20 protein-coding genes and 1 tRNA gene are annotated in these 21,980 nt (G+C 64.7%); 12 read left to right on the forward strand and 9 right to left on the reverse strand.

The features are described 5' to 3' along the window. Positions 1 to 4: 4 nt before the first annotated feature. Both EWF95_RS01710 and thsA read right to left on the reverse strand, forming a co-directional pair. On the reverse strand, positions 5 to 1,489 hold the full coding sequence (locus EWF95_RS01710; protein WP_142442270.1) for an ATPase domain-containing protein: 1,485 nt from the start codon (positions 1,487 to 1,489) through the stop codon (positions 5 to 7). A 204-nt stretch (positions 1,490 to 1,693) separates the two neighbouring features. Then, complete coding sequence (gene thsA, locus EWF95_RS01715) at positions 1,694 to 3,259, reverse strand: thermosome subunit alpha (RefSeq protein ID WP_142442271.1); 1,566 nt, start codon at positions 3,257 to 3,259, stop codon at positions 1,694 to 1,696. A 259-nt stretch (positions 3,260 to 3,518) separates the two neighbouring features. Between thsA and EWF95_RS01720 the strand changes: the two genes are divergently transcribed. Further along, the gene (locus tag EWF95_RS01720; RefSeq protein WP_142442272.1) at positions 3,519 to 4,349 is read left to right on the forward strand and encodes an amidohydrolase family protein; all 831 of its coding nucleotides are present in this window, start codon (positions 3,519 to 3,521) and stop codon (positions 4,347 to 4,349) included. Between the two features lie 23 nt (positions 4,350 to 4,372). Here the strand turns inward: EWF95_RS01720 and EWF95_RS01725 are convergent, their stop codons facing one another. After that, positions 4,373 to 5,290 (reverse strand): glycosyltransferase family 2 protein, encoded by a 918-nt coding sequence (locus EWF95_RS01725; RefSeq protein WP_142442274.1) that lies wholly within the window; start codon positions 5,288 to 5,290, stop codon positions 4,373 to 4,375. A 72-nt stretch (positions 5,291 to 5,362) separates the two neighbouring features. Further along, positions 5,363 to 5,635, reverse strand: coding sequence for a MarR family transcriptional regulator (locus EWF95_RS01730; RefSeq protein ID WP_142442276.1), 273 nt, complete (start codon positions 5,633 to 5,635; stop codon positions 5,363 to 5,365). 195 nt (positions 5,636 to 5,830) lie between these two features. Between EWF95_RS01730 and EWF95_RS01735 the strand changes: the two genes are divergently transcribed. Continuing rightward, complete coding sequence (locus tag EWF95_RS01735; protein ID WP_142442277.1) at positions 5,831 to 6,532, forward strand: class I SAM-dependent methyltransferase; 702 nt, start codon at positions 5,831 to 5,833, stop codon at positions 6,530 to 6,532. Positions 6,533 to 6,553: 21 nt separating this feature from the next. On the opposite strand, the gene EWF95_RS01740 is transcribed toward EWF95_RS01735, so the two are convergent. Together EWF95_RS01740 and EWF95_RS01745 are read right to left on the reverse strand one after the other, a co-directional pair. Beyond that, positions 6,554 to 6,961 (reverse strand): TRAM domain-containing protein, encoded by a 408-nt coding sequence (locus EWF95_RS01740; RefSeq protein ID WP_142442278.1) that lies wholly within the window; start codon positions 6,959 to 6,961, stop codon positions 6,554 to 6,556. Between the two features lie 188 nt (positions 6,962 to 7,149). After that, positions 7,150 to 8,046 (reverse strand): mechanosensitive ion channel family protein, encoded by an 897-nt coding sequence (locus tag EWF95_RS01745; RefSeq protein WP_246055610.1) that lies wholly within the window; start codon positions 8,044 to 8,046, stop codon positions 7,150 to 7,152. Positions 8,047 to 8,139: 93 nt separating this feature from the next. On the opposite strand from EWF95_RS01745, the gene EWF95_RS01750 reads away from it, so the two are divergent. The 4 genes from EWF95_RS01750 (at position 8,140) to EWF95_RS01765 (ending at position 11,515) form a co-directional block, all read left to right on the forward strand. Further along, on the forward strand, positions 8,140 to 9,177 hold the full coding sequence (locus EWF95_RS01750) for a zinc-dependent alcohol dehydrogenase family protein (protein WP_142442279.1): 1,038 nt from the start codon (positions 8,140 to 8,142) through the stop codon (positions 9,175 to 9,177). Positions 9,178 to 9,261: 84 nt separating this feature from the next. Then, positions 9,262 to 9,723 carry a TIGR00725 family protein gene (locus tag EWF95_RS01755; protein ID WP_142442281.1) on the forward strand — a complete coding sequence of 154 codons (462 nt, stop codon included), beginning with the start codon at positions 9,262 to 9,264 and terminating at the stop codon, positions 9,721 to 9,723. A gap of 55 nt (positions 9,724 to 9,778) precedes the next feature. After that, a complete protein-coding gene (locus tag EWF95_RS01760) occupies positions 9,779 to 10,477 on the forward strand; it encodes an SDR family NAD(P)-dependent oxidoreductase (RefSeq protein WP_142442283.1) in 699 nt (232 codons plus the stop codon). A gap of 237 nt (positions 10,478 to 10,714) precedes the next feature. Then, positions 10,715 to 11,515 (forward strand): hypothetical protein, encoded by an 801-nt coding sequence (locus EWF95_RS01765; protein WP_142442285.1) that lies wholly within the window; start codon positions 10,715 to 10,717, stop codon positions 11,513 to 11,515. 198 nt (positions 11,516 to 11,713) lie between these two features. On the opposite strand, the gene EWF95_RS01770 is transcribed toward EWF95_RS01765, so the two are convergent. Then, positions 11,714 to 12,589 carry a ZIP family metal transporter gene (locus tag EWF95_RS01770; RefSeq protein ID WP_142442287.1) on the reverse strand — a complete coding sequence of 292 codons (876 nt, stop codon included), beginning with the start codon at positions 12,587 to 12,589 and terminating at the stop codon, positions 11,714 to 11,716. 139 nt (positions 12,590 to 12,728) lie between these two features. Here EWF95_RS01770 and EWF95_RS01775 point away from each other — a divergent pair, with 139 nt between their 5' ends. Continuing rightward, entirely contained in the window at positions 12,729 to 13,889 is a 1,161-nt protein-coding gene (locus tag EWF95_RS01775) for a PQQ-dependent sugar dehydrogenase (RefSeq protein ID WP_142442289.1), read from the forward strand. Between the two features lie 6 nt (positions 13,890 to 13,895). Here the strand turns inward: EWF95_RS01775 and EWF95_RS01780 are convergent, their stop codons facing one another. Further along, positions 13,896 to 15,557, reverse strand: a complete 1,662-nt coding sequence (locus EWF95_RS01780; protein WP_142442290.1) for a hypothetical protein — start codon at positions 15,555 to 15,557, stop codon at positions 13,896 to 13,898. A 576-nt stretch (positions 15,558 to 16,133) separates the two neighbouring features. Next, positions 16,134 to 16,206, reverse strand: a tRNA-Gln gene (locus tag EWF95_RS01785). A 107-nt stretch (positions 16,207 to 16,313) separates the two neighbouring features. Between EWF95_RS01785 and EWF95_RS01790 the strand changes: the two genes are divergently transcribed. The 5 genes from EWF95_RS01790 to EWF95_RS01810 all read left to right on the forward strand — a co-directional run bounded on the left by EWF95_RS01790 (position 16,314) and on the right by EWF95_RS01810 (position 21,905). Then, positions 16,314 to 16,604 carry a hypothetical protein gene (locus EWF95_RS01790; protein ID WP_142442291.1) on the forward strand — a complete coding sequence of 97 codons (291 nt, stop codon included), beginning with the start codon at positions 16,314 to 16,316 and terminating at the stop codon, positions 16,602 to 16,604. A gap of 77 nt (positions 16,605 to 16,681) precedes the next feature. Continuing rightward, positions 16,682 to 17,827, forward strand: coding sequence for an ADP-forming succinate--CoA ligase subunit beta (gene sucC, locus EWF95_RS01795; protein WP_142442293.1), 1,146 nt, complete (start codon positions 16,682 to 16,684; stop codon positions 17,825 to 17,827). Further along, positions 17,824 to 18,693 (forward strand): succinate--CoA ligase subunit alpha, encoded by an 870-nt coding sequence (sucD, locus tag EWF95_RS01800; RefSeq protein WP_142442295.1) that lies wholly within the window; start codon positions 17,824 to 17,826, stop codon positions 18,691 to 18,693. Before sucC ends, sucD begins: the two co-directional genes overlap by 4 nt. Before the next feature lie 96 nt (positions 18,694 to 18,789). Continuing rightward, the gene (locus EWF95_RS01805; protein WP_142442297.1) at positions 18,790 to 19,302 is read left to right on the forward strand and encodes a hypothetical protein; all 513 of its coding nucleotides are present in this window, start codon (positions 18,790 to 18,792) and stop codon (positions 19,300 to 19,302) included. Positions 19,303 to 19,346: 44 nt separating this feature from the next. Beyond that, on the forward strand, positions 19,347 to 21,905 hold the full coding sequence (locus tag EWF95_RS01810; protein ID WP_221886603.1) for an ATP-dependent DNA helicase: 2,559 nt from the start codon (positions 19,347 to 19,349) through the stop codon (positions 21,903 to 21,905). Positions 21,906 to 21,980: the final 75 nt, after the last annotated feature.

Below are 21,980 nucleotides of genomic sequence, written 5' to 3' on the forward strand. Positions count from 1 at the left end.
GGTGTCACTCCGCTCGGTGGCCGGTGCCCTGCATGATCCCGTGGACGTTCTGGAAGGGGCCTTTGACCTGAAGGCCCTCGTCGCTGACGATCGCAAACCGATGGAACCGGCTGTCGAAATCGCCCAGCCGTTTTTTCAGCACGCCGATCGCCCGCTGAAGCTCGCCGTCGACCTCGACGTATGAGAGAAAGATGATGTTGTCGGCGATGTAGCTGGTGTTCGTGCTTGTCGCCTCCGGAAAGCCGGTCAGTGCGTTTGATTCGTCGGTGATGATCGTCGCCACATTGCGGTTTTTCAGCAGCCGAGTGAGCCCGTGGAGCCGGCGGACAAGTCGCTGGTCGTCGCCCTGCAAGGAGAGCTTGTAGCCTGCAAGCCCGTCGATGAAGACGGCGGCCGGATCGTGGGTTTCGACCTCATTGACGACGTATTGGCCGAACTCCTCGGCCGACCGCACCAGCGGCTCGATCTCGGTGAGTTTGAGCTGTCCCGTCTCCCGGAGCTCCGAGACCGGGATCCCGAGGTTCTCACACCGGTAGGTGAACTGATCGATCGACTCCTCGAAAAGATAGCCGAGAGCTGTCCCACCGTCGGCGGCGATCCCCGAAAGGATCTGCGCGCCGGTCGTCGATTTGCCGATCCCCGTTGGCCCGGCGATAAACGACACCGAGCCGCGTTCGATCCCGCCGCCCAACAGCGTGTCCAACGCTTCGTGGCCGGTCGTGAGCAACGCCGGATCGAAGGTTCGGTCGTCGTGTTCGGGGATGATCTGTGGGTAGATCTCGATGCCGTTGTCGCGGATCTCAAGGCCGTGAGTGCCGTCGACCTGTCCCAGCCCGCGGTGTTTCGGGACGGCGATGCGGCGTTCGCTCTCGTCCAGAGAGAGGTTGACAACGCCGTCGCTGAGCGATTCGAAATCGTCGTAGCTGCTGCCGTGTGGCACCCCGCGGCTGACTGTCCGCGTGGTGACGGTCGTCACCCGCCGATCCCGGAGAAACCGGATCAGCGACTGGAGGCGTTTGCGGTACTGGTACTCGTCGCGTTCGACGTACTGTAGCTGGGTGATCGGATCGATCAACAACCGGTCGGGATCGACCGAGTCGATGACCTCCTTGATATCCTTCGTGAACCGTTCGGATTCGACCTCGGCGGTCTCGACGAGATCATAGGAGATATCCTCGGCGAAAAAGTCGGTGCCGGGGCCGATATCGAGAAACTCGGCGTCGCTGATGTCGATCGATAGCTGGGCGGCGTTGAGCGCGATGTCGGCCTCCGACTCCTCGCCGTGGATGTAGACAACTGTCTCACCGTTTTCGATACCGGCTTCGAGAAAGTGCTGGCCGAGCAGCGATTTCCCGGTTCCAGAAACGCCTTGGACGAGATAGGTTCGGCCCCGGATGTAGCCGCCGTGGAGAAGCTCGTCGAGCTCGGCGATCCCGGTGTTGATCGGCTCGATCTCGTAGTCGGTGGCGGAAGATTCGTCCTCTGTCATTGTCTGATAAGCTGTGGTTTGATGCTCGCACGTGGGCCAATCAAACCGAACCGCGTATGCCAAACAAAGGCCAGCGTGTTCACTTAAACGTGTGCAAGCGAAAAAACACAGAATCAGGGGAACCGCTGTCAGGCCGACAGCGAGCGGCGAACGCTGGGAGATAGCCACCGAGCGGCGATCGTGGTGAGCAGCCAGCGAGCGGCGTTAGTTGTCGGAGCTGATCACGTCGTCGATGCGGAGGATCATCGTCGCGGCCTCGGTCGCCGAGTCGACAGCCTCGTGTTTGACAGCGGCGGGGTCGAGGATGTCCTCCTCGACCGGGTCGCCAACTTTGCCGGAGCGGCCGGTCGAAACAAGGCCGGCTCGGCCTTGGGCGTCGTGGCGGGCGCGGAGATCGACCAGCGCGTCGATCGGATCCATCCCGGTGTTTTCGGCGAGCGTGCGCGGCAGTTCGTCGACAGCGGTGGCAAAGGCCTCGATGGCGAGCTGTTTGCGGCCTTCGACGCTGGCGGCGTGACCCCGAACATAGTCGGCGATCGCGATCTCAGCTGCACCTGCACCGCCGACGACGCCGCCGGCATCGAGGGCGGCGATCACGACATCAAGAGCGTCGTTGAGCGCGCGTTCGAGCTCGTCGACAACGTGGTCGGTGCTGCCGCGGACGAAGAGGCTGACGTGGGCGGCGTCGGCACCCTCGACGAACGTGAACTTGTCCTCGCCGTAGGTCTCGATGCTCAGCGACGCGGTGGTGCCGAGATCGGACGCTTCGATATCCTCCAGCGTGCCGAGCTGGCGGGCACCGGTTGCCGCCGCGATGGCGTCGGCATCCGAGGAGCCGATATCCTCGAAGGCGACGATCCCCTCGGTTGCGAGGCGGCTGGCGACGCGGTCGTCGATGTCGCCGGTGACAAACAGGAGCTCGATGCCGGCGTCGGCGATCGCATCGGCGTACCCTTCCAGCTCCTCTTCCTCGGCCGCGATAGCCTCGTTGAGCTGATCGACATCGGTGATGTTGTACTCGGCGTCAGCCTCGCCGGTGTCGAACTCCAGATCCGTATCGAGGATCGCCGTCGTCGCATCCGACAGCTGGCTCGGAGCTGTGTCGTCGAGCGGTGTTTCGTCGATGACGACACCCTCGATCAGTTCGGTCGCGCTCGTCGACGCGCCCGGATGGGTGTGGATGTGGATATCCTCGCGGTCGACACCGGCGTCGGTGGCGACCTGCTGTACCGCGCTGACGACCGGTTCGGCCAGGGCCTCGACGGTCACGTCGCCGGTGCCCTTGCCGGTCATACTGGAGCGGGCGACCGCTTCCAGCGTGTCGTCGTTGAGATCGACATCGAGCGTCTGGTCGTCGATCGCCTCGTGGGCGAGTTCGGCGGCCTCGTGGTAGCCCTCGACGATGACGGTGGGGTGAAGATCGGAGTCGAGCAGTTCCTCGGCCTCGGCGAGCAGTTCGCCCGCGAGCACGGCCGCGGTCGTCGTCCCGTCGCCGACCTCAATTTCTTGCGTTTCGGCGACCTCGACGAGCATCTGGGCGGCGGGGTGCTCGATATCCATCGTGTTGAGGATGGTCGCCCCGTCGTTGGTGATCGTCACATCGCCCGAGGAGCCGACGAGCATCTTGTCCATCCCTTTCGGGCCAAGCGTCGTCCGCACCGAGTTGGCGACGGCCTTGCCGGCCCGGATGTTGGAATCCTGGGCGTCCTCGCCCTGCGTTCGTTCGTTGTCCTCCGAGAGAATTACCATCGGTTGCTGTCGTTGTGCCATGAAGAATCGCCTCATCCGATGATGGTTTGCAGTTCTATATAAATCCATCGACCTTCGACAACACAAATCGCCAGCAAGCGTCGTGTGACCTCCTCACACACCGACAGATATTGTGGCATATCAGGCGGAGATTGTGATATGCCAAGCGGAGATTGTGACACAAAATACCATGATTTTGCGGCGATCAGGCCACCATACCGGTCGGCTACGCCACAAACTGTCTGCAACAATTATGTGGGCCGCCGGTAAGGCTCAGACAATGCTTGAGTTGGAACACGGGTTTCGCGTGGTCGACATCCACGGGCATCTCGACCACGACGAGGTGGCAGTCTCCACCCACGGGCGCAACGTGGGCCCCGACCGACTCGAACGGGAGTGCCACCAGGCCGGCGTCGTCCGGACGGCCGTCTCGCCGACCCAGCGGCCGCGCGACATCGGCTATGTCCGGGCGAACAACGCCGTGGCGCGGCTCAGCGTCGACCGCCCGTTTCTCGCCTTCGCGCGGCTCAACGGCCCGCTTGCGGCCGCCGAAAGCCCGATCTCGACGTTCCGCAACATCTACGCGCCACGGGAGACCCACCACACCCGCCCGGGCGATATCGAGCAGTACGCCTACGACGACCGATTCCATGGCTTCGTGCTCGATCCGATCCACGACGGCCTGCCGAAGGAGCCGGTGCGCGAGGAGCTTGCCGCTGTCGACCTCCCGGTGATCGTCTACTGCCGAGAAGGATTCCCACCGTCAGCGGCCGCCGACACGCTTCTCACCGACGGCTATCCCGTCGTCCTCGCGGGCTTCGGCGGCTACCCGATGGCCGAATCACGGATGGAGACCGCCCTCGCACTGCTCGATGAGTACGACCACCTCTATCTCGACACCTGTGCGGTACGCTCCCGGGAGCTGCTGGAACGCGGCCTGCAAGAGCATCCCGACCGGATCATCTTCGGCAGCGGCACACCGGAGATCCACCCGAACGTCGCCGTCATGGAGATCCTGACGCTGGATCTCCCGGAGGATGCGATGCGACGCGTTTTCAACCGGAATCCAAGCCGGCTCGTCCCCGGCTTTGCTGCCGGAGCCGACAGCTGACCACCGATCGATCGCCGGTCGAGCTATCGATCGGGATCGGTGCCCAGCTCGTATTTCGTCACCGCCCGATCGGCCCGTTTCGAGAGACCGTGTGGGTTGCGCGCGTCGCTTCGATCGCGGGCCCGCGCCACGAGGCCATCGGAGCCGCCGGTAGCGATCCCGGTGAGGACGCGGCGGCCGGTGCCGAACCACGTCGTCGGCTCGGCATCGCCGCGAACCACGTCGCGGGCGGCGGTGATCGCGTCGCTCGCGGCGTGTGACAGCGTCCGGCGGGCAACCGTCGGGCGAAGCCCGTAGTTTTTCACCAGCCGGTAGGCCAACGCCCGATACGTCCACCCCCAATCGCGGTCGGCGCGCCCGCCGTCGGCTTCAAGCTCCCGGCGGACGCTCATCTCGGGTCGCCACGCCACGGCGCGGTCGTTGGCGGCCAGCCGATGGGCCACATCCCACGCGCCACCGGTTTCGAGATATTCGTCGAAGCCGTCGATATCGTCCAACACCTGCCGCTGAAAGGCCACGTTGTGGCCGGCGATCGCGGTGACCGCCCGCCCGGAGATCGTCACCTGCTCGGTCGATTCGGTCGCCACACCGCCCCGAAGCGTTCGGTGGGTTGGGCCGGTGACGACCGGGGCCTCGGTCAGCCCGTCGACGACCGCGGTCAGCCAGTCGGATTCAACCCGGAGGTCGTCGCCGAGGAAGGCGATCACATCGCCGCTGGCGGCGTCGATGCCGGCGTTACGGGCGACGGTGACTGTCCGGGAGGCGACCTCGATGAGCACGTCCACGTCGTCGCGGTCGGTGACCATCCCGGTTGTGCCGTCTGCCGAGGGGCCGTTGACGACGATGAGCTCCGCGTCGGGGGCCTGTTCGGCGACGGCATCGAGACAGCCCCGCAGCTGGTCGCGTCCGTTGAGCGTCGGGACGACGACCGAGAGATCCATATCCGGTGTACTACACCGGCTGCTATATAAAAGAGGTGATCAGCCGGACGGAGGAGGTGTGGTAGCTCGCGGCTATGTATTGCGGTAGTACACCTGTTTCCGGGCGTCCTTGAAGCTGTATCGGGACCCGATCAGCTCGGATTCCTCCAGCCGGTTGAGCGCGTATCGCACCGTTCGATCCGGGAGCAACGACTCCTCGGCGAGCTCGCCCTGCGACAGCGGCTCCTCGCCTTCAAGCACCTTGGCGATGAGCTTCGCGCTCGGCGGCAGCTCCCGGAGCCGCTCGCGGAACTCGGATTCTGAGAGTCGAACTGGATCGTTGGCCTCAACCGGACTAGTGCTCATACCTCTGTGGCCGCCGGGGGCGATGGTAAAGGTTGGCTTCATATGTCGTCGGTTAATATATATTGTATAAGGTCACGAACGTGGGATTCCGGCCGGCTGTGGGTGAGCGCACAATCGACGGAGGGCGTGCCGCGATCACGTCGGTGGGGCATATCCAGTACGGTTTTATCCCTCGGGTGAGCAGTTGTCGTCAGCGTGAAAGGCACCGAGTGGTATCAGGCCGACGAGATCGCCGAGGCCTACGACGACAAGCGATTTTCGGCTGGCGGGCAGTTCATCGATCGCCGCGAGAAAACGGCCGTTCGCAACGCCCTCGGGCCGGTCGCCGACAAGGAGATCTTGGAGGTCGCCTGCGGCACCGGCCGGTTTACGGTCATGATGGCACAGCTGGGAGCCGATATCGTCGGCCTCGACGTGTCGGATGCGATGTTGGCACAAGGCCGCGACAAGGCACAGGCGGTCGGCGTCGACGACACCGTGGAGTTCATCCGTGGCGACGCGGCACGGCTGCCGTTTCCTGACGACCATTTCGATGCCGTCTTCGCCATGCGATTTTTCCATCTCGCCGACCGGCCGGTGACGTTCCTCCGGGAGCTTACCCGCGTGTCGGCGGGGCCGGTGCTGTTCGATACGTTCAATCTCGAAAGCAGCCGCGTGCTGTACAACTGGCTGTTACCGATGGGGTCGCGGCTCTACTCCCGGCAGGGCGTCGAGAGCCTGCTGGCCGACGCCGGGGTCGAACTCATCGACGCCCAGCACGATTTCGTCCTCCCGTATGGATTCTACCGAAGTCTGCCGACGCGGATCGCCCGTCCGTTCCGCAAGCTCGATCGGGCGATCGGCTCGACGGCTGTCGGCGACCGTGTGGCGTCGGTCTCCTACTGGGTTGTCGAGTAACACCGATCAGCCGGCGCGTCGCTAGAAGTCTTCTTCGATGATCTCGCCGACCGCAAAGTTGGATTTGACCTCCGAGACCTCGATCTTGACGCGCTCGCCGATCTCGCCGCCAGGAACGATGATCACGTAGCCGCGCTCGACGCGGGCGATCCCGTCGCCCTGCTTGCCGATATCCTCGATCTCGACGTACCGGAGCTCGCCGGGTTCGACCGGCGGCTGGGGTTCGTCGCTGTCGCCGTCGGCCGTCGAGGAGTCCTCGATCGTCGTCGACGCCGCGGCGGTGTCATCGATCAACGCCACCCGGTAGGTCTCGCCGACCGTGATCTCGCCGGTGTCGACCTCGCGTTTCGGCACCTCGATAGTATACCCATCCTCGGATTCGGTCACAGACGCGCTGAACAGACAGAGGAGTTGCTCTGAGATTTCCATAGATGTCCTCGGTAACGCGTCGTCGACCGATCATAATAGAAGTACCGCCACGGCAGCCCGGCCTGATACAGGCGGGCGGCGTGCCGATCAGGCGGTGTGCCGGTCAGGCGATACGATCAGTTCGCGGCGATGCCATGCTGTCGGTCGCGTGACCGACGTGGATGGGACGACTGAGGGAAGTGCGGCGATCAGTCGTCGGCAGGAGCAGCCTCGATGTCGCGGGTGTTGACATCGATCTCGCCGGTGAGCTCCGTGTAGGGGTACGGCATGCCGATCCCTTCGGCGTCGAAGCGGCGTTTGACGTTTTCGATCCACTGGTTTTTGACGCCACCAGCACCCGTTTCCGAGGGGTTGATCCAGAGCCGACCGTTCAGGACGACCGCGGAGTCAGCAAGGCCCGTGACCGGTGCCGCGGGAGCCGGATCCGCAAGGACACCCTCGATCTTGCTGGCCTCATCGATGATGATCTCGCGGGCGTCTTTCATGCTCGCGTCGTACTCGATGCCGAAATCGAAGGTGAGCCGTCGGGTGTCGTTGGCGACGGGGTTCATCACGACCGCGCTGGCGAGATCGCCGTTTGGCACGGTGATCTGCTCGTTGTTGAACGTGTCAAGTTTCGAGACGCGGAGGTTGATCTCGCGGACGATGCCGTTGTTGCCGTCCCACTCGATGTAGTCGCCGACGGTGAACGGTTTGTCCTTGAGGATGAAGATGCCCGCGACAAAGTTCTCGATGATGTCGCCCGCGGCGAAGGCGACGCCCAAGGCGAGCGCGCCGGCAATCGTCGCAAACGCCGAGAGGATCGCCGGGAAGCCAGAGACCGTTGCGGCGATAGCGACCGCGCCAAGCACGGCGATGACAGCCGCGATACTGGAGCCAAGGCTGACGACCGCCGAGGAGAACTGGCGAGCGTTGAGCCCGCGTTTGACTGCCCGGACGAGCACCGATTTCCCGATCTTATACAGCAACAGGAACGTCACGAGGAACGTGACGACAGTGATCGCAAAGTCAACGACGACGTTTCCGTACTGTGCGAGGAAGCCATCCACGCTGGTCGGCACCTGTAACAATAGTGATGATGTCACAACTGTACCACTGTTTGTGGGGTCATAAAAATGGCTATCAGCCCTCCTCAAAGCGAGAGATGGGTTTTTGTCCGGTGAGGCCCCCGCTTTGGTATGCGCGCAGCGACCTACCACGGCCCCGGCGACATCCGCGTCGAATCCGTTTCTGAACCCGAACTCGACGGCGACCGCGGCGCGATCGTTCGCGTCACCCACACCGCGATCTGTGGCTCGGATCTCTGGTTTTACCGCGGCGAAACCGACCGCGACGTGCCCTCCCGGGTCGGCCACGAACCGATGGGCGTCGTCGAAGAAGTCGGAGATAGCGTTGTCTCCGTCGAACCCGGCGACCGCGTGCTCGCGCCGTTTTTCATCAGCTGTGGCCGCTGTGAGTTCTGCCGGAAGGGCCTCCACACGTCGTGTGTCAACCAAGCCAGCTGGAGCGGCGACAACGGCGGCGCGCAGGGCGAGTACGTCCGCTGTCCCGAAGCCGACGGCACGCTCGTCCGCGTTCCCGACCGCCACGCCGACGACGAGGACACCCTGCGCTCGCTGCTCCCGCTGACCGATGTGATGGGAACCGGCCACCACGCCGCCGTCAGCGCGGGCGTCGACGCCGGATCGACCTGTGCAGTCATCGGCGATGGCGCGGTCGGCCTCTGTGGCGTGCTGGCGGCCCAGCGACTCGGTGCCGAGCGGATCATCGCTATGGGCCACCATGATGATCGGCTCGAAATCGCCGAGGAGTTCGGTGCGACCGACCTCGTGAGCGAGCGCGGCGACGAGGCCATCGAACGCGTCCAGGAACTCACGAACGGGGGCGTCAACCACGTGCTGGAATGCGTCGGTGCGACCTCCTCGATGGAGACCGCCATCGGCGTCGCCCGCCCCGGCGGCACCGTCGGCTACGTCGGCGTGCCGCACGGCCTCGGCGACGGCCTCGATCTGTCACCGTTCTTCCGGGCGAACGTCACCCTCAACGGCGGCGTCGCACCGGTTCGCGCCTACGCCGAGGAGTTGATGGCCGACGTGTTGCAGGGAACGCTCGATCCGTCGCCGATCTTCACCAAAGAAGTCGATCTCGACGGCGTGCCCGAGGGCTACGAAGCGATGGACAACCGCAAAGCCGTGAAGGTGCTCGTCAAACCCTGAGCCGACCGCGTCGACGACGTTTCTAAGTAGGCGCAGTCGAACCCGAACCGAAACACCGAGGATGCGGGTCGCCGAGTGGACGATATGCGCGTTAGCGTCATCGGCGGCAGCAGCGTCGACAGCGCGACCGACGGGGTCGCCGAGGAACTGGGCGAACGACTCGCCGACCACGGCCACGCGGTCGTCTGTGGCGGCCTCGGCGGCGTCATGGAAGCTGTCTGCCGCGGAGCCAGCGAGGCTGGCGGCCACACTATCGGCATCCTGCCGGGCGGCGACCCGGACGGGGCCAACGCCTACGTCGACACCGCGATTGCGACCGATCTCAACCACGCCCGGAACCCGATTGTCGTCATGAACGGCGACGCCGTCATCGCCGTCGACGGCGGGCCGGGAACGCTCTCGGAACTCGGTCACGCCCGCGCGCTCGACAAGCCGGTCGCCGGCCTCGACACCCACCGCGTCGACAGCGTGGACGGGATCGAACACGTCGCAACACCCGCGGCGGCCGTCGACTACGTGGAAGCGGCCGTCTCGAACGTCGAGTAAGTCGCCGGCTCGCAGCCGGCGCGATGTTTTTGCTCGTGGTGACCGTCAGGCGTGTATGGACGTACCACTCTACGATTCGCTGGACGGACAGGTCGCGCTGGTCACCGGCGCGACCCGCGGGATCGGCAAACGCATCGCCGACGGGCTCGTCGACCATGGCGCGACGGTGTACGCCGGCGCGCGAGACACCGACGACATCACCAACGACGACCGGGAAGCAGTCGAACTCGACGTGACAGTCGACGCCGAGCGTGTCGCCGCCATCGACCGCATCAGCGACGAGGCCGGCCACCTGGATATCCTCGTCAACAACGCCGGGGTCATGGACAGCCGCGAGTCGCTGGCCGAGATGAGCGAGGCGACCATCGAGCAGACGCTTTCGACGAATCTCCATGGCCCGATCCACCTCACGAAACACGCCCTCGATCTGCTGTTGCCACAGCCCGGCCCCCGCGTCGTCAACGTCTCCTCGGGGTTGGGCGCGATCACCGAACCGCAGTCCGGCGGGATGCCGGCCTACCGGATCTCGAAAACCGGGCTCAACGGGCTGACCCGGTATCTCGACGGTGAGTACGGGAACAAGGGGTTGCTCGCCAACTCGGTCTGTCCGGGCTACGTCCAGACCGACATGACCGACGGCAGCGCGCCACGAACACCCGAGAAGGGCGCGGAGACGCCGATCTGGCTCGCGCGGTTCAAACCCGACGCCCCGAGCGGGGAGTTTTGGCGGGATCGATCGCCGAAGGACTGGTGAGCGGGCGAGCAGGCAGTGCCTGCCGACGGTCGGCACACTTTGGCGGGGTCAGCACGCTTCAGCGAGGTCGGTAGGGTGCGTGAGACTAAGGGTATAGGGTGCCTACTTACCGTATGAATCGACCCCACCACACGGTTCGACAGCGCAGGTTGGTGGGCAGAACGCGGGCTGGGGGGTTCCAGAGCCGTGGTGGGGCGGGAGCGTAAGATGTCCAGAGATCACAGACACGGCAGGGATATGCATCTCACCCGACGGGCAGCCCTCGGGCTGATCGCCGGCGGTGTCCTGCTGGGCGTGGGCACCTCGGGAGCTTTCGATCAGGTCGAGACCAGGCGCCCTTTCGGGATCGCCGTCGACAACACGACCGCCCTGGTCGGGATCGTCGACCGCGGCCCGGTGAAAAAGAACGCCCGCGAGCCGATGGTGACGATCACGAACAACACCGCCGAGACGGCGACCTACACCATCACGCTCGATAGCTGTGGTGACGGGACGCTCTACGGCCCGAACGGCACCTCCGGCTGTACGGTCGTGTTCACCCTCGCGGCCGGCAACAGCGGGACGGTCGATCTGAGTGCCACGAACACGGGGACGCTCGGCTACAGCATCGGGGTGGCAAGCACCGCCGTTGCCATCGACACAACCGGGAGCGTGACGGCCGAAGCCGGCAACGTCGCCGGCGCGATCCGGATCCAAAAGCCCGTTCGAGATCAGGAGTTCACCGCGGCTCCACCCCAGGGCAATCAGGGGAACGTCTTCGAGATCAAAAGCGTCGATATCCGCGACGACGACGGCGACGATGATCTCGTGGAGGTCGCCTACGAGGTGCGGGAAGGTGGCTCGGGCGGGACGATCGTCGGCCAAAAAACGGTCAGCTTCGCCGCAACCAACCGCTACAATCCGAACGGCAACCCGGCGGAGACGATCGATCCCAACTCGGGGTACACGATCCAAAGCGGGGTGTTGTACACCCTCACCGTCACCGGCACTGACGCCGACGGCAACACCGAAACCTCGACGATCGAAGATACGGCCTAATCGGCGGGCGTCATCAACCGCTCACAGCGGGATTTCGAGGGCCATGCCGATCAGCAGAAACAGCAGGATGAGCCCCACAATCGCCAAGCCGATCTTTTGGAACGTGTTCATCGATATCGACTTATCGGCAACAGGGATCAAAACAGTTGTGCGAACCAGACGAGGGTCGGGGAGGCCGACAGCGGCAGCGATCGGCGGTTAGACGTACAACAACGGGAGCATCAACAACACGCCGGCAGCGATCCCGGTCGCCAACTCGCCGTAGCCGCGACGGGGGAGGTCGACGCCGGTGGCCACCGCCTCCGGGATGAACTCCGTGAGCACGAGATAGATCATCGCGCCGGCAGCAAAGCCAAAGCCAAAGGGTAGGAACGATTCGGCCCAGGTGACGAACGCGAAGGCGATGACCGCGCCGATCGGCTGGGGCAGACTCGAAAAGACGGCCGCGCCGACCATCCGCCACTTTGAGAGGCCCATCGCCCGCATTGGGATGGCGATGGCGGTGCCCTCGGGGATGTTGTGGATCGAGATGGCGATCGTCATGAAGACGGCCAGCAGTGGCACAGAAACCCCGAGCACGCCGACCCCACCCTCTAAGCCGAGTTCCGCAAAGGAGACGCCGACAGCGACACCCTCCGGAAAGCTGTGGACGGTCAGAATCCCGAGAATCAACACGAGTTTCTTGAGGTCGCCCTCGGCGACGGCTTCGACATCGATCGGGTGATCGTGGCTGTGGGTCGCAGCCTCGTGGGCCTGTCCGTGGTCGTGGCCATCGTCGCCACCAACATCGGTCGCATCAAGCACGCGGTCGGCGACCTCGACGAGAACGACCCCCGCGAGCAAGCCGCCGATCATGAGCGTCGGCACCCCCGCGCCAGCGTAGGCCAACCCCTCGTTGACCAGACCGAACAGTGATGCGGCGACCATGATCCCCGAGGCGATCCCCCACAGCGCGACGTTCCAGCGGTCGCTGAACTCCTCGATGAAGAAAAACGGGATCGCCCCAAGCCCGGTCGCCAACGCCGTCAACAGCCCGGCGACGAAGACGAGCGCTAGATCGGCCAAGAAGCTCATACCTCAGTGTTCACAGCGGATCGTAAAGAACGTTTGTGAGTTAGAAATAAAATTTTGTCTAACCTAAAACAGCTCCCGCTGATTGGTCGCCTTCTGCGGAGCCGGTGTCGTTTTGCCCGAGACGCCCGATACGACTGGTATGGATCGACGCAGCTATCTGTCGGCCGTTGGCGCGGTCGGTGCCGGCACGGTTGGCGGCTGTCTCGGCGGGTCAGCGGGTGGATCAAGTCGCTCGGATCTCGCCGTCGAAACGGTTGTCGACGGGCTCACCCATCCGTGGGGGCTGGCGGTCGGTGGCCCCGACGACGCGCTGTTGGTCACCGAGCGCGATCCGGGTCGCCTCCAACGGGTCGATCCCGACGCCGGCACAGCAACCGAGATCACCGGCGTCCCCGCGGTTGACGCCGGCGGACAGGGCGGCCTCCTCGATGTGGCGTGGGGGCCCGACGACACGTGGGTCTATCTCACCTACGCGATCGACGCCGGAGGCAACACAACGACGACCCGGCTCGGCCGCGGACGACTCGCCGCCGGAGGCGATCGACTGACCGACTTCGAGACGCTGTACACCGCCGAACCGGCGGTCGATTCCTCGGGGCACTACGGCTCCCGCGTCGCCTTTGGGGCCGACGACTATCTCTACATGACTGTTGGCGATCGCCAGTTCAAGAACTTCGGCCCCAACCATGTCGCCCAGGATCGGAGCAATGATCTCGGAACGACGCTCCGCCTGCGACCGGATGGCTCGATCTCCGACGACAACCCCTTCGTCGGCGACGCCGATGCGCGGGACGCGATCTACAGCTACGGCCACCGGAACGCACAGGGCCTCGACGTACATCCCGAGACGGGCGCGATCTGGGAAAGCGAGTTCGGCGAGTCCGACGGCGACGAGATCAACATTATCGAGCGCGGCGGCAACTACGGCTGGCCGGTCGCCGACGAGGGCTGTACCTACGGCACCGGCCAGCCGATCGGCGTTGGCCACGACGACCGCGAGGACGTGATCGCGCCGGTCTTCGGCTGGCCCTGCGGCGAGAACGGCCCCGCGCCAAGCGGGATGGCATTCTACGACGGCGATGCGATCCCGGAGTGGCAGGGCGACCTCTTCGTCGGCGGTTTGGTCACCCAGCGCGTCGTTCATCTGGTGGTCGATGGCGACGACGTACGCGAGGAAGAACCGTTGTTGGCCGACCGCGGTTCGCGGATTCGGGACGTGGTCGTCGGCCCCGACGGCGCGTTATACGTCGCTGTCGATGCCGGCGACGCGCCGATCCTCCGGCTGTTGCCGGCGGAGTAATCCCGATCACAGCGATCGCCGCGAGCCGGAGATAACGCCTAACACACCGATCACCACACCGACCGCGATCGATGGGAGTCCGGCCTCCGGCGGCAGCCAGCCGGCGAGCCAGAGCAGTCCGGCGGTGATGCTGATCACCACACCACCCAACGCCGGCGTGACGCGCATGGCGACACTACCGAGGACGACCACCAAGAGAATGGACAGGATCGCCCGGACGACCGCCTCCCGTTGTTGTTGGCGTGCTGGGTTGCGGATCGTCTGCTGGCCGCTGATCGTCGCGTCGTTCGTTGTCGTCGCCTCGTAGTCGGCGTTCCAGTTTGCGTCCGTGTTCTCCTCGGGCACCGGCACGTCGGCGGTTACATTTTGATCGTAGCTGTCGTCAAGGAGTAGATTCGAGGCGTTGCCCGCCTCGCTGATCGACAGGTCAGCGGATCGCACGTTCGAGAGGTTGACCGCAAGCCTGTCGCCGTCCTCGTGGCTCCGATAAGCCGTCGAGATGTTGAGCCCATCGATGGATTCGGTGGTGTTGTACCGGATATCCTCGATCGGCACCGCGGTCGGCTCGCTCGTCCGGGGGGTGAGGCTGCTGACGTACGTTTGGCCGACGGTCGGATCGACAATGATGACGCGATATCGTTGGTTGCGCTGGAGTGCGGTCTGGAAGCCGTCGTCGCCGAGGCGGTCGCCGGCAACGGTTCGGTACGCGGTTCCGGTCGCTGTCGGCACCGGCCGCTGGAGCCGGATCTCAGACCCCTGTTCGTCGAACCGGCCGGTTCGATCATCCAGCGTCAGCCGTGGCGACACCGCTGCCACCGTGTCGTCATCCGGCAGCAGATAGGTCGGCTGCTGGTCGATCCGGGCCGGCAGCCGGACGCGGCGGTCGTAGTAGTCGCCCTCCGAGGAGAGATCGGCGGCAAACCGCTCGTTGATCGGCAGCCCGGTCATGTTGATCGTGCCGTCGCTGGTCGTCTGCTGGGTGCTCGGCTCGGTGGCCCCGACTGGGGTGAGTGACACATCGACCGCGCTGCCGTCGATCAGCGAGCCGTCGGTGACATCCCGGATCGATAGCTCCGAGGGGATCTCCGCCACCCGGATCGCCTGCTGGCCGCTCGGGAGATCCCGGAACGTCGCTGTGCCCTGGGGGTTCGGGGCGGTGTCGGTGGCGACGACCCGGCCTTCGTCGACGGCGGCGACGCCGGTGTCGGTCGGGACGCCACTGATCGAGATGGTCACGTTCTCGTTGGCTCGGTAGCTGAGATCGGGTTCGTCGTCGGTTGTGTCGATGCCGGGCGTCGAGAACTGATCGAATCGACCGTCGAGTTCGACGGCCCCGATATCGCTTCGGTTGACGGTGACGGGGTTGCGTGTCGCGTCGACCGATTCGAGGCCGACCGTCGATCGGTCGAAGGCGGCGTCGCTGACGGTCGCCGACGATGGGCCGTCGCTGCTGAGCCGGAGTGGGCCGCTCGTCCAGGTGTCGTTGCCGACGACCGGCGGCGACTCAAACACCTGGGCGTCGGTCGCTGTGACCTCAAGGCCGGTGTCGGTCTCGTAAGTCAGATCGTCGACGGTCGTGTTCGTGATAACGGAGTAGGAGATCACCGAGACCGGAATCGCCATTAGCCCGACGGCGATTACGACGACCAGCAGTTCGTTTCGGTTCATCGAGAGGATGGCGGGGCAGGCGTCGGGCTGCCGTCACGCCATGTGTGCGATACATCTACTGTTGGGAGGACGGTTAATACCGTTTATTGGCCAGAATGCGTGTGGGCTAGCCGTCCGTTTTGATCGATGACAGCCCAGATCGATCGTTGTGGCGGCTGGTCGCTGTTGTGACGCCGGCGGTGTTCAGATAAGAGCACCCAATCAAGTGGGCTGATCAGCCGATCAACCGACTTCCTGGTGGACTGAAAGGGCGAGACGCGCGTGGCGGCGAAGCCGCCACGTTTTCGGCGGCCGGCAACGCCGGCCGCCCGCTCGACGAACCTCGGCGACACAAGCACCACAGCGAACGCAGTGAGCGAGGAGCGCAGCGAGCCGCGGGAGTCGAGAGCGGCGAGGGCTTTCTACACCAATCACTCTGCAAAGCTGTTTATCTGAACACTACCGTGACGCCGATGCTCAGTTTCACAACAACGTCGGGCGGATTCGAACCACGGTCGTTTCGCTCACGCTGTTCGCGTCACTCCCTGCTCCGAATCCGCGTCGTGACGACTACTGCTCGCTATCGCTCGCAGAAGATAGTCCCGGGCGGATTCGAACCGCCGTCATAGGCTCCAAAGGCCCATATGATTGGCCACTACACCACGGGACTGCACTCGCAACTCGGGCTGGCGATTACATTAGTCCTTTCTTTTTGTGACACCGTGAGCCCGCGGCGACGCCCGCCAGCGATATACGCCACCGGTGTCAGTGGCCGATATGGGACTGCAACGCGTTGGCCTCCTCTGTGGGACGCTCGGGCTCGCGGTCGTGTTGCTGACGGCCGTTCTCTTCGGTCCGGCCGCCGGCGGCACCGACGTGGCCTGCCCCGACCATGAGCCACGCTACGCGCTGGAGGGCGTCGATATCGACTCACTCACCGTCAGCTACACCGACGGCTGCAACACGTTCGCCCTCCAGCCGCTGATCACCGGCGGCGTCGGGCTGACCGCGCTCGGCGTCGCCATCGGGTTGGTCGGCGTCGGCCGCGCAACTGTCAACACACCGTAGGGGTTGGGTTTCGAGGTGTCAACCAACTCGCCGTAAATGAGCGGATTTAACCGTCAGTCCGACCCGCGTAGACACGTATGAGACTTCACGAGTATCAAGCGAAGGAGATCTTCGCAGAAGCTGGGATTCCGGTACCGGAATCGCAACTTGCCGACAGCGTCGATGGGGTTCTCGACGCAGTCGACGAGATCGGCTACCCAGCGGCCGTCAAAGCACAAGTCCACGTCGGCGGCCGCGGCAAAGCCGGCGGCATCAAGATCGCAACGAGCCGCGAGGAAGCCCGCGAGGCCGCCGACTCCATCCTCGGGATGGATCTCAAAGGCTACACCGTCGACCGCGTGCTCGTCGAACAGGGCGTCGATTTCGTCGACGAATACTACGTCGGCGTGACGATGGACCGCGGCGAGGGCGAACCCGTCGCCATGGTCTCCACGAAGGGTGGCGTCGATATCGAGGCCGTCGCCGAAGACGACCCCGACGCGATCGCCCAAGAGCACATCGACCCCGCGTTCGGACTCCATCCTTACCAAGCGCGGAAGGTCGTCTACGACGCCGGTGTCCCCGCCGAGTACGCCCGCGATGTGTCCTCAATCCTCTCGACGCTCTACGAACTCTACGAGGCCAACGACGCCAGCGACATCGAGATCAACCCCGTCATGATCACCAGCGACGACGACGTGATCGCCGCCGACGCGGTCATGAACATCGACGAGGACGCCCTCTTTCGGCAGCCCGATCTCGCCGAGATGGAGGAGGACTCCTACCAGAACGACCTCGAACGCAAGGCCGGCGAATACGGCTTTGATTACGTCCGCTTGTCGGGCAACACCGGCATCATCGGCAACGGCGCGGGCCTCGTGATGGCGACGCTCGACCTCGTCGACTACTACGGCGGCACGCCCGCGAACTTCCTCGACGTCGGCGGCGGCGCGAAGGCCGACCGCATCGGCAACGCCCTCGATATGGTCTTCTCCGACGAGAACGTCGATAGCGTCGTGTTCAACATCTTCGGCGGGATCACCCGCGGCGATGAGGTCGCCAAGGGAATCAACGAAGCGCTCGAAGACTTCGACGAGATCCCGAAACCGGTCGTCGTCCGACTCGCCGGCACCAACGCCGAGGAGGGGATGGAAATCCTCAACACCGACCTCGTGCAGGTCGAAGCAACGCTCGAAGACGCCGTCCAACGCGCTGTTGCCAACGCCGAGGAGGTGGCCCAATGAGCGTGTTTGTCGATAATGACACCCGCGTCGTCGTGCAGGGCATCACCGGCGGCGAAGGGAAGTTCCACACCGAGCAGATGCTCGAGTACGGCACCAACGTCGTCGCCGGCGCGGTGCCGGGGAAGGGCGGCCAAGAGGTCGCCGGCGTCCCGGTCTACGACACCGTCGATGAGGCCGTCGACGCCGAGGACGCAAACGCCTCGGTCGTCTTCGTCCCCCCGGCGTTCGCCGGCGACGCGGTCTTCGAGGCCCTCGACACCAACCTCGATCTCGTCGTTGCCATCACCGAAGGGATTCCGACCCAGGACATGGCGAAGGTGAACAAGCGACTCACCGAGGTCGACACGAACCTGATCGGACCAAATTGTCCGGGGATCATCACACCGGGCGAGGCCAAACTCGGTATCCTGCCGGGCAACATCTTCGAGGCCGGTAACGTCGGCCTCGTCTCCCGCTCAGGCACCCTGACCTACCAGGTCGTCTCGAACCTTACCGACCGCGGCATCGGCCAGACGACCGCCATCGGCATCGGCGGCGACCCGATCATCGGCACCTCCTTCATCGACGCGCTGGAGGCCTTCGAGGCCGACCCTGAAACCGACGCGATCGCCATGTGCGGGGAGATCGGCGGCGAGGACGAGGAGCAAGCCGCGAAATACATCGCTGAGAACATGGATACCCCGGTCGCGGGCTTCATCGCCGGGCGCACCGCGCCGCCGGGCAAGCGGATGGGGCATGCGGGTGCCATCGTCTCGGGCTCCGGCACCGGCACCGCCGACTCGAAGATCAGCGCGCTCAACGACGCCGGCGTCCCGGTCGCCGACACGCCCAGCGAGGTCGCCGAGGCGATCGAAGAGTTCCTGTAGGCGAGCGGATTTCTGTTTCGTTTTTTGAACCGCCCCAGAGCTACTGTCAACAAAAATAAGATAAACTAATGAACAATCAGATTTAAATACATACGTATGTCCGGATCTGCGTCCCCCAACGGCAACGACGGGGCATGCCCACTGGAAGTCGCCTTTGGCGGCAGCGGTGTCCCGGACGACTGCCAAGTCACCAGCAACCGAGTTCGCTGTTCACCGTTATCTCACCACGCCGGCCTCCTCCCGATCAAAACCGGCCTTAAGATCGGCAAAACGTTCGACCGCGACGAACGCCAAGGCGGTGGGATGATGACCGCCAAACAGATCATTCAGCCGGCCTACCAGCTCAAAGTCGAGTTCGATGATCAGACGATCGGCGGCTTCTTCGCCGACGTGATGACGCCGGATCACGAGGCGTATCCGATGACCGTCTACTACGGCTTCCGGCTGCAGACCGCCCGTGATGGGTTCAGATTCGCCAACTCGGTCGGCGAGAAGGTAGAAGAGCGGTTCCAGAGTGCGGATATCGTCAAAACTGGACGTACGGAGCTGGCCGTGCTGACCAACGCTGATCCGTTCCCTCACCAGCTGGTCGAAACGCTGCGTGGGTGACCGAACAGCAAGGGTTGAAACCTGATCGCCACGCAACTGAGGATGTGACACGCGAGTCCGCCCCGGACTGGGAGCCGTATTTCGGCTTCGAGTCGCCCTACGAAAACCAAGCCGACGCGATCGAGCAGGCCATCGAGACAGTCGGCGACCGTGGCTATCTCGCCATGGAGGGCCCCTGCGGCACCGGAAAGACGATGGCCGCGCTGACCGCGGCAGCGACCCTCCTCCGTGAGACCGACAGCTTCGACAACGTCTTCGTCGCCACGCCGGTCAAACAGCAACGCCAGCAGTTCATCGACGACCTCCGGACGATCAACCGCGGCGTCGACACCCCGCTGGCCGGCGTCGCACTCGTCGGCAAAACCGATCTCTGTCCCTACGGCCGCGAAGATCTGTTTCCGGACGACGCAAGCGTTCACGATCGGTGTGAAGACCTACGAGACTCGACGGCTGATCTCATTCGCGCCGACGACAATGACGGCGCGGGCGAGGCGACAACGCAATCATCGATCGCCTCACAACTGCTGGGCAGCGTTGCCGGCGCGGTCGGCGGCGACGACGCTGACGCGCCCGAGCCGGCGGCCCGCCTCACCGCCGGCCGTGAGGATACCGAACAGTGGTGGGACACCGAGCGCGCACTCGAACTCGTCCAAACGGCCCAGCAGGATCTCCACGCCGCCCAGCAATCCAGCGGCGATGTCGACGCAAATCCCCTGAAAACGGCCGGCGCGAGCGCGCCCTACGGCACCGCCCAGCCGGCCGCGCCCGAATCGATGACCGAGGGGGAATCGACGCCGCTGTACTGCCCCTTCGAGGCCGACTGGTACGCCCGCGACAAGGGATCGCCAGTCGGCTTCGAGCAGGGCGTCGATCACGTGCTGTCGACCGAGGAGTTTCTCCCCGCCTCGGTCGAGGCCGGCACCTGCCCCCACCGCGCGATGGGCGTCCTGCTGGAACACGCCGATGTCGTCATCGGTAACTACAACCACCTCTTCGACAGCCGCACTCGTAATCTGACCGAGCCGATTCTCGACGAGCGCACGCTCGTGATTCTTGATGAGGCCCACCGGATCGAGGAGCGCGTCCGCGATCTCGTCAGCGACACGGTCGGCCGCGTGACGCTCACACAGGCCCAGCGCGATCTCGGCGAATTGCTGGATCGCGCCAGCCAACACCCCGACAACAAGGAACTGGTCGAAAAGCACCTCGCTGAACACGACGTGCCCTACGAGGCAGTCGAACAGGCCCGAACGTTCTACAGCGAAGCGGTCGCGTGGCTCGACGACCACGTCGACAACGCGTTGGCCGAGCGGTTCGACGGCTATGCGGCCGGCTATCCCGACGACCTCCCCGAGGATCGAATCGAGATCGAACTCCGCGATCCAGAAACCGACGAGCGCGACAGCTTCACCGAATGGGCCGAAAGTGCGGGCTACGATGGCGCGTTCTTTCGGACGCTCGGGACGGTCGGGAGTGCGGTCGAGGACGCCCTCTCGCAACTCGGCGTCGACCGCGACTGTGTGTGTACTGCTGTCGGCGCGCGCTTCGGGCAGTGGTGGACGCGGGATCACACCGCCTTCTTCCGGGAGATCACGCTGGAGCCGACCGACGCCGACAGAGATCGTCTCGACCCCAAGTGGCGAACCGCCTACAACGCCTCGCTGGTGATGTACAACTGTATCCCGGCCGAACAGGTGGGCGAGATCTTAGGCGAGTTTGGCGGCGGCGTGCTCATGAGCGCGACGCTGGAACCGCTGGACGTGTTCGAGGCGGTCAGCGGGCTGTCGTCGGTCGCGGCAGGGGGCAACACAGCCGGCGACGACACGGCTGGCAGGGGCGACAAAACCGGCGGCAACCCAACCGGCGGGGGCGACGACCGACCGCCCCGCCGCGTCGACCGCCGCAGCTACGACCTCGCGTTTCCCGAAGCCAACCGCGAAAGCTGGATCGTCGACGTGGAACCCTTCACCGCCCGGAACCGCGGCGACCCGACCGGCCCCGACAACGCAACGCGGGATCGCTACGCCTACGTTGCCCGCGAGATCGCCCGGAGTTACGGGAATATCCTGCTGTGTTACCCCAACTACGCCGAAGCGAAGTGGGCCGCGGGCCGGCTCCGCGAGGAGATCGACAAACCAGTGTATCTCGACGAATCATCGAGCCACGAGACGACCCACGCGCTCCGCGAGGGGTTCGTCGACGACGACCACGCGGTGTTGGTGACGAGCACGCGCGGGACGCTGACCGAGGGCGTCGACTACGAGGGCGAGGAGCTGCATACCTGCGCCGTCTTCGGGATCCCGCTGGTCAACATCGGCTCCCCGCGCGTGCAGGCGGTGCGACACGCCTACGGCGACCGGTTTGGGAGCGACAACGCCTTCGAGTACGCGCTGACGGTGCCCGCGGTCCGGCAGGTGCGGCAGGCGATCGGTCGCGTCCTGCGCGGGCCCGAGGAGCGCGGCGTGCGGATCCTCGTCGGCGAGCGGTACCTCCCCGACAAACCGCGGTCGGTCGCGCCGTTCTTCGCGGAACAGGAGCGTGCGGAGTTCCGGCGACTCACACCGGAGTATCTCGATAGCCAGTTCACAGCCTTCTGGGGCTGAGGTTGACTGTGTGGTAACACGCAACAAAAGATAGTCCGTGATCCACGACGATATCACCGAAGAGGGGTGCCCGAC

Source organism: Halonotius roseus (genome assembly GCF_006861655.1).
GTDB lineage: Archaea > Halobacteriota > Halobacteria > Halobacteriales > Haloferacaceae > Halonotius > Halonotius roseus.

Excerpts from the sequence above, each read along its gene's own strand:
- EWF95_RS01720 (WP_142442272.1), top strand. The coding sequence starts at position 3,519 with ATGCTTGAGTTGGAACACGGGTTTCGCGTGGTCGACATCCACGGGCAT.
- thsA (WP_142442271.1), bottom strand. The coding sequence starts at position 3,259 with ATGGCACAACGACAGCAACCGATGGTAATTCTCTCGGAGGACAACGAA.
- EWF95_RS01770 (WP_142442287.1), bottom strand. The coding sequence starts at position 12,589 with ATGAGCTTCTTGGCCGATCTAGCGCTCGTCTTCGTCGCCGGGCTGTTG.
- sucD (WP_142442295.1), top strand. The coding sequence starts at position 17,824 with ATGAGCGTGTTTGTCGATAATGACACCCGCGTCGTCGTGCAGGGCATC.
- EWF95_RS01730 (WP_142442276.1), bottom strand. The coding sequence starts at position 5,635 with ATGAGCACTAGTCCGGTTGAGGCCAACGATCCAGTTCGACTCTCAGAA.
- EWF95_RS01725 (WP_142442274.1), bottom strand. The coding sequence starts at position 5,290 with ATGGATCTCTCGGTCGTCGTCCCGACGCTCAACGGACGCGACCAGCTG.
- sucC (WP_142442293.1), top strand. The coding sequence starts at position 16,682 with ATGAGACTTCACGAGTATCAAGCGAAGGAGATCTTCGCAGAAGCTGGG.
- EWF95_RS01790 (WP_142442291.1), top strand. The coding sequence starts at position 16,314 with ATGGGACTGCAACGCGTTGGCCTCCTCTGTGGGACGCTCGGGCTCGCG.
- EWF95_RS01760 (WP_142442283.1), top strand. The coding sequence starts at position 9,779 with ATGGACGTACCACTCTACGATTCGCTGGACGGACAGGTCGCGCTGGTC.
- EWF95_RS01750 (WP_142442279.1), top strand. The coding sequence starts at position 8,140 with ATGCGCGCAGCGACCTACCACGGCCCCGGCGACATCCGCGTCGAATCC.
- EWF95_RS01755 (WP_142442281.1), top strand. The coding sequence starts at position 9,262 with ATGCGCGTTAGCGTCATCGGCGGCAGCAGCGTCGACAGCGCGACCGAC.
- EWF95_RS01775 (WP_142442289.1), top strand. The coding sequence starts at position 12,729 with ATGGATCGACGCAGCTATCTGTCGGCCGTTGGCGCGGTCGGTGCCGGC.
- EWF95_RS01780 (WP_142442290.1), bottom strand. The coding sequence starts at position 15,557 with ATGAACCGAAACGAACTGCTGGTCGTCGTAATCGCCGTCGGGCTAATG.
- EWF95_RS01710 (WP_142442270.1), bottom strand. The coding sequence starts at position 1,489 with ATGACAGAGGACGAATCTTCCGCCACCGACTACGAGATCGAGCCGATC.
- EWF95_RS01740 (WP_142442278.1), bottom strand. The coding sequence starts at position 6,961 with ATGGAAATCTCAGAGCAACTCCTCTGTCTGTTCAGCGCGTCTGTGACC.
- EWF95_RS01765 (WP_142442285.1), top strand. The coding sequence starts at position 10,715 with ATGCATCTCACCCGACGGGCAGCCCTCGGGCTGATCGCCGGCGGTGTC.
- EWF95_RS01805 (WP_142442297.1), top strand. The coding sequence starts at position 18,790 with ATGTCCGGATCTGCGTCCCCCAACGGCAACGACGGGGCATGCCCACTG.